The sequence below is a fragment of the Streptomyces fradiae ATCC 10745 = DSM 40063 genome, from assembly GCF_008704425.1.
In the GTDB taxonomy this organism is placed as follows: Bacteria; Actinomycetota; Actinomycetes; order Streptomycetales; family Streptomycetaceae; genus Streptomyces; species Streptomyces fradiae.
In genome coordinates this window covers 1,948,580-1,963,978 of record NZ_CP023696.1, presented here as the reverse complement: position 1 = coordinate 1,963,978, position 15,399 = coordinate 1,948,580, and the positions used below count along the sequence as shown (strand labels likewise).

Below are 15,399 nucleotides of genomic sequence, written 5' to 3'. Positions count from 1 at the left end.
TACCCCACACTGGTGGCGGTGACGGACCGAACCGGCAGCGATCACCCTGGAGGTCGCCCCGTGCAGACCCAGACCCTGACCGATGTCGCCCCCGTGCCGGACACCCCCGTGCGGGACGCGCTCGCGGGCGTCCCCGTCCAGGGCGACCCCGTCCAGGGCGTCCCCGTCCAGGGCGACCCCGCCCGGGGCGGGACCGCGCCGGGCGGGACGGGCCCGGACGCCCTCCAGGACCACCCCGGCGCCCTCCCCGAGCCGGAGCCCGGCCGGGGTGACGGGCCGGGGCCCGAGCCGGAAGCGGAGCCCGCGCCTTCCTCGGTGGCAGCCACCGCCGCCACCGCCGCCGACCGGGCGGCGGCCCCGGCGTCGGACCTGTTCCGCCAGTACCTCCGCGAGATCGGCCGCATCCCGCTCCTGACCGCCGCGGAGGAGGTCGAGCTGGCCCGGCGTGTGGAGGCGGGGCTGTTCGCCGAGGAGAAGCTGGCCCGCACCCCGGACCTCGACACCCGCCTCGCCCTCGACCTCGACCGGCTCGTCGTGCGCGGCCGGATGGCCAAGCGGCGCCTGATCGAGGCGAACCTGCGGCTCGTCGTCTCCGTAGCCAAGCGGTACGCCGGCCGGGGCCTGACCATGCTGGACCTCGTCCAGGAGGGCAACCTCGGGCTGATCCGCGCCGTCGAGAAGTTCGACTACGCGCGGGGCTACAAGTTCTCCACGTACGCCACCTGGTGGATCCGCCAGGCCATGTCGCGGGCCCTCGCGGACCAGGGCCGGACGATCCGCGTGCCGGTCCACGTGGTGGAGCTGATCAACCGCGTCGTGCGGGTGCAGCGCGGCCTGCTCCAGGAGCGCGGGCGGGAGCCGACCGCCGAGGAGGTCGCCGCCCGCCTCGGCCTGCCGCCCGAGCGGATCGGGGAGGTGCTGAGGCTCGCCCAGGAGCCCGTCTCCCTGCACACGCCCGTGGGCGGTGAGGACGACGTGGCCCTGGGCGACCTCATCGAGGACGGCGACGCCGCCTCCCCGGCGGAGAGCGCGGCGTTCCTGCTGCTGCGGGAGCACCTGGAGGCGGTCCTGTCCATCCTGGGCGAGCGGGAACGGGAGGTCGTCCAGCTCCGCTACGGGCTCGCCGACGGGCGGCCCCGCACCCTGGAGGAGATCGGACGCCTCTTCGGCGTGACGCGCGAGCGCATCCGCCAGATCGAGTCCAAGACCCTCGGCAAGCTGCGGGACCACGCCTACGCCGAGCAGCTGCGCGGCTACCTGGACTGAGCCTGCTGCCCGCCGGAGCCGCCGGCCCCGCCGGAGCCCCGGCCCAGCCCGATGGCGAGGACCATGCCGATGGGCACCCCGAAGGCGACGCCCATGGCCATGTCCCCGGTGGCCGCCCCGTAGACGACGCCGATCGCGACGCCGATCGGCAGGCCCACCGCGACCCCGAGGCCGCCGCGCCGCTTCTCCGGGGCGCTCCCCGGCGCGTTCTCCGGGGCGTTCCCCGGCGCGCCGCCGTCCGGCGCGGTTCCCTCCGTCATGCCTTCCCCCGTCTCCCGTGCTCTCCCGCGCGGTGGTCGGCCGCGCGTCAGTCGACCGTACGTCAGTGGACCGTACGTCAGTGGACCGTGGGTCAGTCGACCTCGGCCACCGCCTCCGCGAACTGCGCGGCGTACAGGCGAGCGTACGCGCCCCCGGTCGCCAGCAGCTCCTCGTGCGTGCCCTGCTCGACGATGGAGCCGTTCTCCATCACCAGGATCACGTCCGCGTCGCGGATCGTCGACAGCCGGTGCGCGATGACGAACGTCGTCCGCCCGTGGGCCAGGCGCGCCATCGCCTTCTGGATCAGCACCTCCGTACGGGTGTCCACCGAGCTGGTCGCCTCGTCCAGCACCAGGATCACCGGGTCCGACAGGAACGCCCGCGCGATCGTGATCAGCTGCTTCTCGCCCGCGCTGACCCCGCCGCCCTCGTCGTCGATGACCGTGTCGTACCCGTCGGGCAGGGTGCGCACGAACCGGTCGGCGTGCGCGGCCCGCGCCGCCGCCTCGATCTCCTCGCGGGTCACCGCACGGCCCGCGGCGGCGCCGTACGCGATGTTCTCCGCGATGGTCCCGCCGAACAGCCAGGTGTCCTGGAGCACCATGCCGATGGACGAGCGCAGCTCCTCCCGCGACATCCGCGCCACGTCGACGCCGTCCAGCACGATCCGGCCGCCGGTCACCTCGTAGAACCGCATCAGCAGGTTGACCAGCGTGGTCTTGCCCGCACCGGTCGGCCCGACGACGGCGACCGTCTGACCCGGCGCCACGTCCAGCGACAGGTCCTCGATGAGCGGCCGGTCGGGCTCGTAGCGGAAGGAGACCTTCTCCAGCCGCACCGCCCCGCGCACCTCGGCGGGCCGCTCCAGCGCGGGCGACCTCGGCTGCTCGTCGGCGTCGAGCAGTTCGAAGACCCGCTCGGCGGAGGCCACCCCGGACTGCATCAGGTTCGCCATCGACGCGACCTGGGTGAGCGGCATCGAGAACTGCCGCGAGTACTGGATGAACGCCTGCACGTCGCCGATGGACAGCGTGCCGGACGCCACCCGCAGACCGCCGACGACGGCCACCAGCACGTAGTTGAGGTTCGAGATGAAGAACATCAGCGGCTGCATGATCCCGCTGTTGAACTGCGCCCGGAACCCGGCCTCGTACAGCTCCTCGTTCTGCTCGCGGAACTCCCGCGCGGCCTCCTCCTGCCGGCCGAACACCTTCACCAGCGCGTGGCCCGAGTACATCTCCTCGACGTGGGCGTTCAGCGCGCCCGTGGCCTTCCACTGCCGGGCGAACTGCGGCTGCGAGCGCTTGCCGACCCGCGCCGCCACGACCACCGACACCGGCACGGTCACCAGCGCCACCAGCGCCAGGAGCGGTGAGATCCAGAACATCATCGCGAGCACGCCGAGGATCGTCAGCACCGAGTTGATCAGCTGGCCCATGGTCTGCTGCATGGTCTGGCCGATGTTGTCGATGTCGTTCGTCGCCCGGCTCAGCACCTCGCCGCGCTGGGCGCGGTCGAAGTACGACAGCGGCAGCCGCTCCAGCTTCGCCTGCACGTCCTCGCGCAGCCGGTACACCGTCCGGTTGATCACCTTGATCGACATGCGGGTCGACACCAGCATCAGCAGCCCGGCGACCGTGTACACGGCCAGCGCCAGCAGCAGCACCTCGCCGACCGCGTCGAAGTCGATGCCCCGGCCCGGCGTGAAGTCCACGCCGGACAGCATGTCGGCGAGCCCGTCGTCGCCCTTCTCGCGAAGCGCCGCCACGACCTCCTGCTTGGTGCGGCCCTCCTCCATGTCGCGGCCGACGACCCCGGCGAACACCAGGTCCGTCGCCCAGCCGAGGATCTTCGGCCCGACCACCGACAGCGCCACGCTGAGCACCCCGGTCGCGACCATCACCCACAGCGCGGCCCGCTCCCGCAGGAGCTGCCGCAGCAGCCGCCGCAGCGACCCCTTGAAGTCGGCCGACCGGTCACCGGGACCGCCGCCGGGCCGCATCATTCCAGGACCGGCCATCAGGCTGCCTCCGCCTCGGTCAGCTGGGAGAGCACGATCTCCCGGTACGTCTCGTTCTCCGCCATCAGGTCGTGGTGCCGTCCGACGCCCACGACCCGGCCCTCGTCGAGGACGACGATCCGGTCGGCGTCGCGGATCGTGGAGACCCGCTGGGCGACGATCACCACGGTCGCGTCGGCGGTCTCCCGCGCCAGCGCCGCCCGCAGGGCCGCGTCGGTGCTGTAGTCCAGCGCCGAGAACGAGTCGTCGAACAGGTAGATCTCCGGCCGCTGCACCAGCGTCCGCGCGATCGCCAGCCGCTGCCGCTGCCCGCCGGACACATTGGTCCCGCCCTGCGAGACGGGGGCGTTCAGCCCGCCCTCCAGCTCCCGTACGAAGTCGGCGGCCTGGGCCGTCTCCAGGGCCCGCCACAGCTCCTCGTCGGTCGCGTCCGGCCGGCCGTAGCGGAGGTTCGTCGCGACCGTCCCCGAGAACAGGTAGGGCCGCTGCGGGACGAGGCCCACCGTGCGGGCGATCAGCGCCGGGTCCAGCTCGCGCACGTCGACGCCGTTGACCAGCACCCGGCCGCCCGTCACGTCGAACAGCCGCGGCACCAGCCCCAGCAGCGTCGACTTGCCGCTGCCGGTCGAGCCGATCACGGCGGTCACCTCGCCCGGCCCGGCCGCCAGGTCGACGCCGTGCAGCACCGGCTCCTCGGCGCCCGGATAGCGGAAGTCGGCGCCGCGGATCTCCAGCCGGCCGCCGCGCGGCAGCTCCCGCACCGGCGACGCGGGCGGCAGCACGCTGGTCTCCGTGCGGAGCACCTCCTCGATGCGCTCGGCGCACACCTCGGCCCGCGGCACCATCATGAACATGAAGGTGGCCATCATCACGGCCATCACGATCTGCATCAGATACGCCAGGAACGCCGTCAGCGCGCCGATCTGCATCTCCCCGTCGGCGATCCGGTGCGCGCCGAACCACACCACGGCGACGCTGGAGAAGTTCACCACCGTCATCACGGTCGGGAACATCAGCGCCATCAGCCGGCCCGCCGACATCGACACGTCGGTCAGCTCGGTGTTGGCGCCCTTGAACCGTTCCCGCTCGTAGGCGTCCCGCACGAACGCGCGGATGACCCGGTTGCCGGTGATCTGCTCCCGGAGCACCCGGTTCACCGTGTCCAGCCGCTCCTGCATCAGGCGGAACAGCGGCCGCATGCGGAGCACGATCAGCGACACCGAGACGCCCAGCACGGGCACCACGGCCAGCAGCACCGCCGAGAGCGGCACGTCCTGCCCGAGCGCCAGCACCACCCCGCCCACGCACATGATCGGCGCCGACACCATCAGCGTGAACGCCATCAGGACCAGCATCTGCACCTGCTGGACGTCGTTGGTCGTCCGGGTGATCAGCGACGGCGCGCCGAAGTGGCCCAGCTCCCGCGCCGAGAACGACTGGACCCGGTCGAAGACCGCCGCCCGCACGTCCCGGCCCAGCGCCGCGGCCGTCCGGGCGCCGTAGAGGACCGCGCCGACGTTCCCCACGACCTGCACCACGGACACGGCGATCATCAGACCGCCGTACCGCAGGATGTAGCCGGTGTCGCCGGTGACGACGCCCTTGTCGATGATGTCGGCGTTGAGCGTCGGCAGATAGAGGGTGGCGCCCGTCTGCACGAGCTGGAGCGCCACCAGTAAGGCTATGGCCCGTTTGTACGGTGCCAGATGGATGCGGAGTAGTTGTCGAAGCACGGATTCAACTATCGCCGCCCGGCCCGGATCGTTACGAGGGGTTTTCCCCGGCCGTCCGCCACCCGCCGTCGGGCCACCCCCCTGCCGCCACCCGCCGTCCGCCGTCCGCCTCCCGCCACCCGCCGTCGGCCACCCGCCTCGCGCCACCCGCCGTCGGCCACCCGCCGTCGGCTACCCGCCGAAAGCGCCCGGGTGCAGCTGGTCCCGCGTCGCCCCGTACTGCTGGCGCACCGCCTGGCCCACCGCCAGTTCGTCGCCCGGCTCGAAGACCTGCGCCGCGGCGCCCCGCCACGGCGGCGGCGCCTGCGGCGCCAGCGTCCCGTGGGCCACGCCCAGCGCCCACGCGGCCTGCCGCGCGGCCCCCAGCGCCGTGTAGTCCGCCGGCTGCGGGACGACGACCTGCGCCCCGAACACCGCCGGCGCGATCGCCTGCACCGCGGGCAGCTCCGCCGCCGCACCCAGCAGGAACACCCGGCGCACCGCCACGCCCCGCCGCCGCAGCACGTCCATGGCGTCGGCCAGCGCGCACAGCATCCCCTCGAACGCCGCCCGCGCCAGGTGCTCCGGCTTCATCGACTCGCGCCGCAGCCCGCTCAGCGTCCCCGCGGTGTGCGGCAGCGGCGGCGTCCGCTCGCCCTCCAGGTACGGCAGCAGCACCAGCCCGGAGGCACCGGGGGTCGACTTCAGCGCCAGTGCCGACAGCTCCTCGAGTCCCTCCACGCCCAGCATCTCCGCCGTCCCGCGCAGCGCCCGCACCGCGTTCGACGTGGACACCACCGGCAGATGCGTCCCCACCGCGTCGGCGAACGCCGAGACGAGGCCCTGCGGATCGGCCGTGGCCTCGTGGTGCACGGCCATCACGGACCCGGACGCCCCCAGCGACACCACGGCGTCGCCCGGTCCCAGGCCCAGGCCCAGCGCGGCGGCCATCGTCTCCCCGGTGCCCGCCGAGATCAGCAGCCCCTCCGGGGTCACCCCGGCCGGCTCGGCGGGGCCCAGCACCTCGGGGAGCGCCACCCGGTAGCCGAGCGCCAGCTCCACCAGGTCAGGCCGGTACGCGCCCGTGGCCGCCGACCAGTAGCCCGTGCCCGACGCGCCGCCCCGGTCCGTGGTGCGCCGCGCCGGCCGCCCCAGGAGCTGCCACACCAGCCAGTCCTGCGGCTGGAGCACGGCGGCCACCCGCCGCGCGGCCTCCGGCTCGGTGCGGGCCAGCCAGCGCAGCTTCGCCACCGGCTGGGCCGCCTGCGGCACGCAGCCCACGGCGTCCGCCCACGCCTGCCGGCCGCCCAGCGCCTCGACCAGGTCCGCGGCGGCGACCTGTGCCCGCTTGTCGTTGCCGACCATCGCGGGCCGCACGGCGGCGCCCTGCTGGTCGAGCGCGACGAGGCCGTGCGCCTGCGCGCACACACCGATCGCCTGCACGCCCTCCAGCAGCCCGCCCGCGGCGGCCTCGCCGAGCGAGAGGAGCCACGCCTGCGGATCGACGTCCGCGGCCTTCGGCTCCACGGGGTGGGCGGCGTACCCCTGGCGCAGGACGGCGCCCGTGTCCGTGTCGCAGACGACGACGCGCGTGAAACCCGACGAACTGTCCAACCCGGCGACTATCCCCATGAAGGAGATTCTGCCGTACTCCGGCCCGTTCCCGACCGGGCCGGAAGACGGCGGGAGCCCCGGCGCGCGGGGCGCGCGGGGCTCCGGTGAGCGCGGGGCGCCGGTCAGGTGTTGGAGGTGCCCCAGTCGTCCTCGGCGCCCCGGTTCTGCTCCCGCAGCGAGCGCACCCGCTCGGTGACGGACTCCGGCATCCGGTCGCCGACCTTCTCGCTGACCGCGTGGTACGCCCGGCCGGCGACCTGGCGGCCGGTCTGCGCGGCCGACTCCGCGGCGTTGCGCACGGCGGGGTTGGCCGAGAGCTGCCGCGCCGACTGGCGCAGCTGCTCGTACCGCTCGCGCCCGGCCCGCGTCCCCAGGACGTACCCGACGGCCAGTCCGACGACGAACGTGAGCTTGTACCGCATGGCTGTCACCCTTCTCCGTAGGCCTCGGTGCCGGCCGCCTGCCCGCGGGGGCGGAGGTCACACCCGGGTCCGGGGCGATACCGATTGGCGGAGCACCCCCCAGCTTGCGCTAATGTATGTGTCGCAGCGAGCGAGCGCCGCCCGGGAGACCCCAGGTGGGTACGTTCGGTGCAACGCAGCAATCCCCTGTAGCTCAATTGGCAGAGCAGCCGGCTGTTAACCGGCAGGTTACTGGTTCGAGTCCAGTCGGGGGAGCGCGATCCCCTGTAGCTCAATTGGCAGAGCATTCGGCTGTTAACCGGAGGGTTACTGGTTCGAGTCCAGTCGGGGGAGCGGTACCGGAGGAGGGCCCCGAGCGGGGCCCTCTTCGGCGTTCCCGGGGCGGTCCGCCGACGCCCCCGGGGCCCGTTCCGCACCGCTTCCGGAACCATCCGGCGCGGGGCTCCGTCCTTCAGGGCGTGCGTTGCCGACCATCCGAAGCAGGAGATCGTATGAGCGGCTATGCTGCGGCAGACGGCGCGCACAAATGTGCGCGACGCGCCGCACGGGGCGGTAGCTCAGCCGGTTAGAGCAGCGGACTCATAATCCGTCGGCCGTGGGTTCGAGTCCCACCCGCCCCACCAGCGGTCTCCTGGCAGGAACGATCTGACCAGCGGTTTCGCCGGTCCGTGGGACGCCCGCGCGAGCCGGAGGCGGTGGCCCCGGCGCCCTTCCCAGTGTGTGGAGCCCCCGCCGGGCACCGGCGTCGCGACACGCCCGCGTCACCCTCATGCCGCGCCCGCGGAGCCGCCCGCACCCGGCCGTGGCCGCCGGCCGGTGGTCCGCAGGTGGTCCGCGGGTGATCCGTGCCACACCCCGCCTCCTCCCTCGCCCCCGTCCCCGTGCGCCACCGCCGGGCGGCGCACCTCGGGGCGACGTCCCGTCAGTTGCCCACCGTCTGCGCGCTGCGTGCCGGGGGCCGGTGCAGGCGGGCCAGGGCCTCCTGGACGCGGCTGACGGGCTCGTCGAGGCGCAGCCGCGCGCGGGCGTAGGCGTGCACCATGCGCCCCAGCGCGTACAGGCCGGGCCCCACCTCCTCCACCAGCGCCGCCGCGACCAGCTCGGCCAGGAGCGCCCGCGCCCGCGCGGGCCCGGTGCCGGCGAGCCGGGCGGCGGCGGTCACGTCGGCGTGCGCGGCGTGCGCGGCGGGTTGGAGGGTCAGCAGCCGCAGCAGCCGGCGCGCCTCGGGGGACACCGAGCGCTCGGACGCGGCGAAGGACCGGCCCATGCCGCCGCGCAGCACCAGCGAGGCGACGACGTGCTCGTGGTAGTCGGCCAGCGGCCAGTCCGGGTGGGCGGCGACGTGGTGGGCCACCAGGGTCAGCGCCTGCGGCAGATGGCCGACCGCCTCGGCGATCAGCCGCGCCGCCCGCGGGTCCGTGTCGATCCGGGCGGCGCCCGCCACGCCCCGCAGGACGCGCAGCGAGTCGGCGGGGTCGCACGGCGGCACCCGCACCCGGCCGCCCAGCTCCGGCCAGGCGGCCGGGAGGCGCCGCGTGGTGACCAGGGTGTGGCCGGCGCGGGGCCCCGGCAGCAGCGGCCGGACCTGGGCGGCGTCGTACGCGTCGTCGAGCAGCAGCACGGTGCCGGAACCGGCCAGGAGGCGGCGCAGCAGGACGGAGCGGCCGTCCGTGGAGGAGGGCACGCGGGCCGGGGGCACGCCGAGGGCGCCCAGCAGGTGCCCGAGCACGGTGAACGGGCTCGCCGGAGGCGCCTGCGGGTGGGTGCCGTGCAGGTCGACGACGAGGACGGGGCCGTCGGCGCGCCGGGCGGCGGCCAGGCGGCGGGCGAGCGCGTGCGCCAGGGTCGTCTTGCCGGTGCCCGCCGGGCCCTCCAGGACGACCGTGCGGCCACTGCCGGGGAGGTCGGCGAGGCGCAGCGCCTCGGCCACGACGGCGGTGTGGACGAGCGGGCCGTCGGGCGGCGGCGCGAGCCGGTCGGTGACCCGGACGCCGGGGCCGGCCGCCGCCTCGCCCAGGGCGTGGTGCAGGGCGCGGCTCCAGGCGGCCACCACCGCGCGGTCGTCGCCGGTGAGGGCCCTGACGACCGCGAGCAGGAGATCGGGATTCGGCCGCCGGCGGCCCGTCTGGAAGCAGTTCCCCACGGTCGAACGGGCGGGGAGTTCGCTTCTCGGGCGGCCCTCGCGGCGCCAGTCGCGGTGCACGCGCCGCGTTATCTCGGTGATGGACGGATTTCCCGTCCGCGTCTTCAGCGCGCGCAGATGCAGGACGAACTCGTCCAGTGTCCGAATTCCGTCGAGTTCCGCCGTGTCCGGCACGCTGCCCGCTCCCTCCCCCGAAGTCCCAAGGTCGGTGGGTGATGCGCTGTGCGCGTCACCGTACCGTACGGTCGGCCGGTGCCGTCAACGATGATTCCGCATGCTGAGAAGGGAGTTGGCGTGTTCCGGTCCCCGGCCGACGGTCGGGGGGTCGGTTTCCGGAGGGGTCTGGTTCCCGTGTGCCGGGAGTTTTTCCCGATCCTTTGCGCGGCTTTGCGCGAGGGCTTCCCGGGATGTTCTCGGGTTGTTCCCGGGAACACCCGGACGGTTTCGCCCGCGCGGTTTCGTATACGGTCCGCGGGCGTCCCGCCGTCCGGTTCCGCCTTTGCGCGGGGCCGTCCGCCAGGCCGCGCCGGGTGTGCGCGGGAAAGGCGGCGGGCGCTGTTCCGCCCGCCCTCCCGGAATGCTTACCATCGCGGCACCGGGAACGGCCCGGCCGCATACTGCGAGGGGGAGAGATGGCGGGTTCCCGCTGGGCGCCGCCGCGGCATCTGCTCGGTTTCGTCGCGCTGCTCGTGCTGCTGTTCTTCTGGGCGTACTACGCCGGGGTCCTCGCCGGCAGGGTGGCGCCCGGACTGGGCCCCGGCGGGGTGGAGACCGGCGAGCGCGGCGACCGCCCCGCCCAGGAGCAGCGGGGCGGGCACGGCCACGGCATCTGAGCCGGCCGGCCCCGGTGATCAGCCGTGCGGTCCGCTGATCGGCCGGCGGCCCGGTACGCGGCCGGGCCGCCCGGCCGCGGGGCCGGGCGGCGCGGTGCTCAGCGCTCGGCGGCGGCCTCGGCCCTGCCCCCGCCCGCCGGGCCGCCTCCGGTCGGGTCCCCGGCACCGTCCCGCGCCGCGCGCAGCGCCTTCGGCAGCCAGACCGCGACGATCACGGTGGACACCAGGGCGATGACCGCGGAGCCGACGACCACCGGGTCGTACGACCGCAGCGTGTCGTAGCTGATGCCGCCGCCCTCGCTGGCGACGAACGCGCCGATCTGGTGGATGAACCACATCAGGCCCAGCGCCAGGCCCTTGGCCCGCGCGTCCAGCGAGTTGATCAGGTACATGGAGCTGGCGACGACCGTGCCCAGGTAGGTGATGCCGAACAGCAGGCCGAAGACGTTCGCGGCGAGCGCCGTCGGCGCCGCCATCAGCACCACCAGCGACAGCGACCGCACCAGGTAGCTGCCGGCCAGCACCTTCAGCCCGTGCCCCCGGTCGCAGTAGTAGCCGGCGATCAGCGCGCCCACGATCTCCGCCGCGCCCAGCAGCGCCACCGTCGTACCGGCCACCGAACCGCCGAGGCCGATGTGGTCCAGGTGCGCCACCAGGTGCACGTCGACGAAGGCCATGGTGACGCCGCAGCCGAAGAAGGCGAGGCTGACCGTCCAGAACACCCGCGAGCCGAGCACCTCCGACAGCATGCCCGCGCTCGACTTCCGCTCCGGCGCCGCGCCGCCCGGGGCCTCCGCCGCGGCGGACGGCTCCTTGGGCAGCAGGAGCAGCGCGAGCACGGTGACGACCAGCAGGGTCACGCCGAGCCACTGGAACACCGAGCGCCACACGGTGCCCTCGTCCAGGTGGATCCACAGCGGCAGCAGCGCGATGAAGCCGACCGCCGTCCCGTTCATCAGGATGGCGTAGGTGAGACCGCGCCGGTGCGGCGGGAACATCTCGTCCACCAGCACGCCCAGCGGCACGTACGAGACGGCCGTGTACGAGACGGCCAGACCCACCCCGTACACCAGGGTGAAGACCGCGAACGACTCGGTGAGGCCGCCGGCCAGGAAGAGCACACCGCCCAGCACCAGCCCGCCCGCCAGGGACTTGCGCGCCCCGAACCGGTCGGCGACGAAGCCCATCACGGGCGACGCGATGGCGTACGTCAGCATGAACGCGGACGGCGCGATGGCGAACGTGCCGCGCGAGACGCCGAAGTCCTCCGTCATGGAGACGTAGAACGCGGTCAGCGTGTTCTTGATCGACGAGGACAGGAGCGCGATGACGAAGCCCAGCGAGACGGCCACGAGCAGCAGCGTCCGCCCGTGCCGGGACGCCTTCGCGCCGCCGGGGGCCGCCGCCGGGGCGGGCGCGCCGGCATCGGCGCCCGCGCCCGCGCCGGCGCCCGCGCGGGAGGCGGGGCCGGTGCCGGCGGGGTCGGGCGGGCCGGGCTCTTCGGGGGTACGCGCACTCGTCTCTTCCTCGAAGGGCGGCATCTCTCTCCCTGCCTGTGTGTCATCGCCGGCGCGCCGGACTCCGATGGGTAAGTGAGGGTACGCGTTCAGTACACGGCCGCCCGGCGATTCCGGCCAGTGGACGTTCACCTGATGGACGGTCAGCCCTTCGGCGGCGTACCCGCCCGCTCCCGCGTGCGGTCGGCGACGGAGGCCGCCAGCTCGCGCACCCCGTGCCGCATGTAGTGGCCGCGGTACGACACCCCGTCCACGCGCGCGTAGTCGTCGAGCACCCCGTACGAGGTGAAGCCGAACCGCGACCACACCCGGTGCGCCTTCGAGCCCTCCCGCACGTCGATGACGAGCGTCTCCACGCCCGCCCCGGCGGCCCGCTCGCAGACCTGCGCGACGAGCTGGAACACGGCGGACGTGCCGCGCACGCGCGGGTCGAGGTACGCCTTCATGACCTCGGCGAGGTGGCGGCAGTTCGGCATGGAGTTGGTCTTCATCAGGCACATGGCGGCCACCCCTTCCGCGTCCTCGCCGATCAGCAGGTGCCCGGCGCCCTCGGCGACCAGCCGCTCCACCCCGGAGACGAACCCCTCCAGCTGCGCGTCCGAGGGGGCCTCGGCGTAGCCCAGGATGCCGTCGTCCGCGGCGCTCGCCGCCAGCATCCGGGCGAGGTCCTTCTCAACGGCCCGCACGTCGTCGGGCCAGTGCCAGTTCAGCACGGTGCTCAAGCCTCCGCTTGCTCGTGTCGTCGAGGGCCCCCAGCCAGTTGGCGAAGAAGGCCCGGGAGTCGGCCAGCCAGCCGTCGTCCACGCCGTCGGCGGCGGCCCGGTCGGGGAAGCTCTCCAGCAGCAGCGGGTCGCGCTGCTCCCGGAGCTTCTCGGCGAAGGCGAGGAGCGCCTCCTCCGCCTCCGCCCTCAGATAGCCCCGCGGCAGGTCCGGCAGGTGCGCGGCCTGCCCGGCGGCGTACCGGCGCAGGTCCCGCCGGTACTCGCTCAGCAGGGTCTCCCGCAGGTACTCGGGGTGCCCCTGGCTGAAGACGTGCCGCAGCCCGTCGTCGCCGGTCGCCAGGGACCAGGCGCCGTCCTCGGACTCCAGGGCGACCGTGACCCCCGCCCGCCGCAGCGCCTCGGCCGGCACGGTGTTCCACCGCGAGTGCGGTACGAGCACCCGGCCGCGCAGGCCGGCGGTGAGCGGCCCGGCGCCGCGCACCCGGTGGCCGAAGACGCCCTGCCGCTTGTGCGGCAGCCGGCTGCGCTCCAGCCCGTGCAGCAGGTGCAGCGCGGCGTGCGCCGACTGGCAGGAGTACACCGTCGAGGCGACCCGGTCCGCCGTGCGGGTGAGGATGCGGTCGACCACCGCCAGGGCCGGCTCCTCGGCGACGGCGGCGCGGGTCGGCTCCCCGCCGGTCACCACCAGCCCGTCGAGACCCGGCAGCTCGTCCCAGGCGATGCCGCACTCCGCCACCGGGCGGGTCAGGTCGGCCCCGTACGCCGCGACCTCCACGGCCAGGCCCAGCCGGTCCGCCGCGTCCGTCACGGCCGACGCGAACATGTACCGGGCCCAGCTGTCGGGGGACGGCGAGAAGAGGTCGGCGATCCCGATGCGCAGCGCCCTCACCGGGACCGGCCCCCCGCGGCGCGCAGCGCCCGGTCCAGATCGGCCTTGAGGTCCTCCACGTCCTCCAGGCCGACCGAGAGCCTCAGCAGGTTCGGCCCGATCCCGGCGCGCGCCTGCTCCTCCGGCGCCATCCGGCCGTGCGTCGTGGTCGCCGGGTGGGTGATCATCGACTTGGTGTCGCCGATGTTGGTGGTGACCGAGACGAGCGACAGCGCGTCGACCACGTTCCACGCCTCCCTGCGCCCGCCCCGCACGGTGAAGGCGAGCAGCCCGCCGTGGCCGGACTGCTGGGAGTCGGCCAGCGCGCGCTGCGGGTGCGACGCCAGACCGGTGTAGTGCACCTCCTCCACCGCCGGATGGCCCTCCAGCCACTCGGCGAGCAGCGTGGCGTTGCGCGAGTGCTCGCGCATCCGGATCGGCAGCGTCTCCAGGGACTTCAGGAACACCCAGGAGTTGAAGGCGCTCGGGCTGGGCCCGGCGGTGCGCAGCACCTCCGAGACCGGCTTGAGGAGGTCCGCCCGCCCGGCGACCACACCGCCCCCGCACCGCCCCTGGCCGTCGATGTACTTGGCCGCGGAGTGCACGACGAGGTCGGCGCCGAGCGCCAGCGGGTTCTGCAGGACGGGTGTGCACAGCGTGTTGTCGACGAGCAGCACCACGTCCCGCTCCGCCGCGAGGGCGGCCAGCGCGCGCACGTCGGCGACGTGCATCATCGGGTTGGTGGGCGTCTCCAGGACGAACATCGCGGTCTCGTCGCGGACCGCGTCCCGCCACTGGTCCAGGTCGCGCACGTCCGCGACGCTGACCCGCACCCCGAACTTCTCCATGTACGCCCGGAAGAACCGGGGCGTCGTGCCGAACATCCCGTCGCCCAGCACCACGTGGTCGCCTGCGGAGAGGAGGCCGAGTGCCACGGCGGTGTACGCCGCCATCCCCGAGCCGACCGCGACGGCGCCGTCCGCGCCCTCCATGGCGGCGATCCGCTGCTCGAAGGCGGCCGTCGTCGGGTTGCCGAACCGGACGTAGACGTGTCCGGGCCTGCGCCCGGCGAACTGCTCCGCGGCGTCCTCCGCGTCCGCGAACACATAGCTCGCGGTCAGCGCGAGCCCCTCGCTGTGGAGATCCGACAGGTCCTGGTACTGCCCCGTCCGCACCGCGCGCGTGGCGAGCGCGTACGGCCGGGACGGCTGGTTCACGGGCACTGGTGCTCCTCCGTCGTCCGCGGTCAGAGCCGGCCGGCCTTGTACTCCTGGTAGATGCCCTCGTACATGCCGTAGAAGAGGTCGCAGGTGTGCGAGACCGCGTACAGCGCCTCCTCCTGCATCCGGTCCGTGACGCAGATGTCGGCGACCAGGTCCAGGCCGTGCCGGACGTGGTGGACGTCCTCGGCCTGGTGCACCGAGAAGAACAGCAGGTCCTCGTCCTTCAGGCCGTAGACCCGCTTGAAGATGCCGTCGCGCGCCTCGGCGCCGCGGGTCTCCAGGTTCTGCCCCTCGCTGGCGATCATCACCGCGGCGGCGCCGATGTGGTACGTCTCGGGGTTCTTGCACGCCTTCATGCGGTAGTCGATCAGCTCCTGCGTGTTCGGCAGGGCCGTCTCGGCGTCGCGGGTGGCGTCGTCCACGCCGATGGCGCGGATGAAGTCCTGCATCAGCTCGACGTGGTTCTTCGTCTTGGAGATGCGGCCGGTCTCCTCCTCGTAGAGGTTGAAGAGCAGGCGCCGCTTGTGCTTGCCCTCCTTCGGGCAGAAGTAGAACAGCGTCTCTATGTAGTCCAGGAAGTGCTTCGTGAGCTGGTAGCCCTGGAGCGCCACCTTCTGCAGCGTGTGCAGGTCCCGCTTCTCGGCGTCGAAGAGGATGTCGAACATCGGGTGGTTCAGCGTCAGCTTCTCGTGGAGCGTGCGCTCGAGCTGGTCGCGGAACTCGTCGCGGTCGGTCGGCATGTCCGCTCTCCTTGGTCGGTTGATCGGGCCGCTCCCCAGCATCCGTGCCGGGAAGCGG

At 73.8% G+C, this 15,399-nt stretch carries 13 protein-coding genes and 3 tRNA genes; 5 read left to right on the top strand and 11 right to left on the bottom strand.

Features of this window, described 5'->3' with window-relative positions; all coding sequences use genetic code 11:
- Positions 1-60 precede the first annotated feature (60 nt).
- On the top strand, positions 61-1,266 hold the full coding sequence (locus CP974_RS08860) for an RNA polymerase sigma factor (protein WP_031133571.1): 1,206 nt from the start codon (positions 61-63) through the stop codon (positions 1,264-1,266).
- Here CP974_RS08860 and CP974_RS08855 read toward each other — a convergent pair.
- The 5 genes from CP974_RS08855 to CP974_RS08835 form a co-directional block, all read right to left on the bottom strand.
- Positions 1,254-1,526 (bottom strand): hypothetical protein, encoded by a 273-nt coding sequence (locus CP974_RS08855; protein ID WP_031133573.1) that lies wholly within the window; start codon positions 1,524-1,526, stop codon positions 1,254-1,256. The genes CP974_RS08860 and CP974_RS08855 overlap by 13 nt on opposite strands.
- Positions 1,527-1,618: 92 nt before the next feature.
- A complete protein-coding gene (locus tag CP974_RS08850) occupies positions 1,619-3,547 on the bottom strand; it encodes an ABC transporter ATP-binding protein (RefSeq protein WP_031133575.1) in 1,929 nt (642 codons plus the stop codon).
- Entirely contained in the window at positions 3,547-5,280 is a 1,734-nt protein-coding gene (locus CP974_RS08845; RefSeq protein WP_031133577.1) for an ABC transporter ATP-binding protein, read from the bottom strand. Before CP974_RS08845 ends, CP974_RS08850 begins: the two co-directional genes overlap by 1 nt.
- A gap of 171 nt (positions 5,281-5,451) precedes the next feature.
- Positions 5,452-6,891, bottom strand: coding sequence for an FGGY family carbohydrate kinase (locus CP974_RS08840; protein WP_031133579.1), 1,440 nt, complete (start codon positions 6,889-6,891; stop codon positions 5,452-5,454).
- Positions 6,892-6,995: 104 nt separating this feature from the next.
- The gene (locus CP974_RS08835; protein ID WP_031133581.1) at positions 6,996-7,295 is read right to left on the bottom strand and encodes a hypothetical protein; all 300 of its coding nucleotides are present in this window, start codon (positions 7,293-7,295) and stop codon (positions 6,996-6,998) included.
- Positions 7,296-7,477: 182 nt separating this feature from the next.
- On the opposite strand from CP974_RS08835, the gene CP974_RS08830 reads away from it, so the two are divergent.
- The 3 genes from CP974_RS08830 (at position 7,478) to CP974_RS08820 (ending at position 7,918) form a co-directional block, all read left to right on the top strand.
- Positions 7,478-7,550 (top strand) — tRNA-Asn (locus tag CP974_RS08830).
- A gap of 5 nt (positions 7,551-7,555) precedes the next feature.
- Positions 7,556-7,628: transfer RNA gene (locus CP974_RS08825), tRNA-Asn, on the top strand.
- Between the two features lie 213 nt (positions 7,629-7,841).
- A tRNA-Ile gene (locus CP974_RS08820) sits at positions 7,842-7,918 on the top strand.
- Between the two features lie 299 nt (positions 7,919-8,217).
- Here the strand turns inward: CP974_RS08820 and CP974_RS08815 are convergent.
- Complete coding sequence (locus tag CP974_RS08815; RefSeq protein ID WP_051839680.1) at positions 8,218-9,612, bottom strand: AAA family ATPase; 1,395 nt, start codon at positions 9,610-9,612, stop codon at positions 8,218-8,220.
- A 458-nt stretch (positions 9,613-10,070) separates the two neighbouring features.
- On the opposite strand from CP974_RS08815, the gene CP974_RS08810 reads away from it, so the two are divergent.
- Complete coding sequence (locus CP974_RS08810; RefSeq protein ID WP_031133585.1) at positions 10,071-10,271, top strand: hypothetical protein; 201 nt, start codon at positions 10,071-10,073, stop codon at positions 10,269-10,271.
- 98 nt (positions 10,272-10,369) lie between these two features.
- Here the strand turns inward: CP974_RS08810 and CP974_RS08805 are convergent, their stop codons facing one another.
- The 5 genes from CP974_RS08805 to CP974_RS08785 all read right to left on the bottom strand — a co-directional run bounded on the left by CP974_RS08805 (position 10,370) and on the right by CP974_RS08785 (position 15,341).
- Positions 10,370-11,812, bottom strand: coding sequence for an MFS transporter (locus tag CP974_RS08805; protein ID WP_069976238.1), 1,443 nt, complete (start codon positions 11,810-11,812; stop codon positions 10,370-10,372).
- A 119-nt stretch (positions 11,813-11,931) separates the two neighbouring features.
- The gene (locus tag CP974_RS08800) at positions 11,932-12,501 is read right to left on the bottom strand and encodes a GNAT family N-acetyltransferase (protein WP_051839784.1); all 570 of its coding nucleotides are present in this window, start codon (positions 12,499-12,501) and stop codon (positions 11,932-11,934) included.
- Complete coding sequence (locus CP974_RS08795) at positions 12,461-13,399, bottom strand: homoserine O-acetyltransferase/O-succinyltransferase family protein (protein ID WP_051839785.1); 939 nt, start codon at positions 13,397-13,399, stop codon at positions 12,461-12,463. Before CP974_RS08795 ends, CP974_RS08800 begins: the two co-directional genes overlap by 41 nt.
- The gene (locus tag CP974_RS08790) at positions 13,396-14,595 is read right to left on the bottom strand and encodes an O-succinylhomoserine sulfhydrylase (RefSeq protein ID WP_196786093.1); all 1,200 of its coding nucleotides are present in this window, start codon (positions 14,593-14,595) and stop codon (positions 13,396-13,398) included. The genes CP974_RS08795 and CP974_RS08790 overlap by 4 nt, the downstream gene beginning before the upstream one ends.
- 29 nt (positions 14,596-14,624) lie before the next feature.
- Positions 14,625-15,341: an iron-containing redox enzyme family protein gene (locus tag CP974_RS08785; RefSeq protein WP_031134442.1), complete on the bottom strand. Its 717-nt coding sequence runs from the start codon at positions 15,339-15,341 to the stop codon at positions 14,625-14,627.
- Between the last annotated feature and the right edge of the window lie 58 nt (positions 15,342-15,399).

Excerpts from the sequence above, each read along its gene's own strand:
- CP974_RS08855 (WP_031133573.1), bottom strand. The coding sequence starts at position 1,526 with ATGACGGAGGGAACCGCGCCGGACGGCGGCGCGCCGGGGAACGCCCCG.
- CP974_RS08850 (WP_031133575.1), bottom strand. The coding sequence starts at position 3,547 with ATGGCCGGTCCTGGAATGATGCGGCCCGGCGGCGGTCCCGGTGACCGG.
- CP974_RS08840 (WP_031133579.1), bottom strand. The coding sequence starts at position 6,891 with ATGGGGATAGTCGCCGGGTTGGACAGTTCGTCGGGTTTCACGCGCGTC.
- CP974_RS08835 (WP_031133581.1), bottom strand. The coding sequence starts at position 7,295 with ATGCGGTACAAGCTCACGTTCGTCGTCGGACTGGCCGTCGGGTACGTC.
- CP974_RS08810 (WP_031133585.1), top strand. The coding sequence starts at position 10,071 with ATGGCGGGTTCCCGCTGGGCGCCGCCGCGGCATCTGCTCGGTTTCGTC.
- CP974_RS08805 (WP_069976238.1), bottom strand. The coding sequence starts at position 11,812 with ATGCCGCCCTTCGAGGAAGAGACGAGTGCGCGTACCCCCGAAGAGCCC.
- CP974_RS08785 (WP_031134442.1), bottom strand. The coding sequence starts at position 15,341 with ATGCCGACCGACCGCGACGAGTTCCGCGACCAGCTCGAGCGCACGCTC.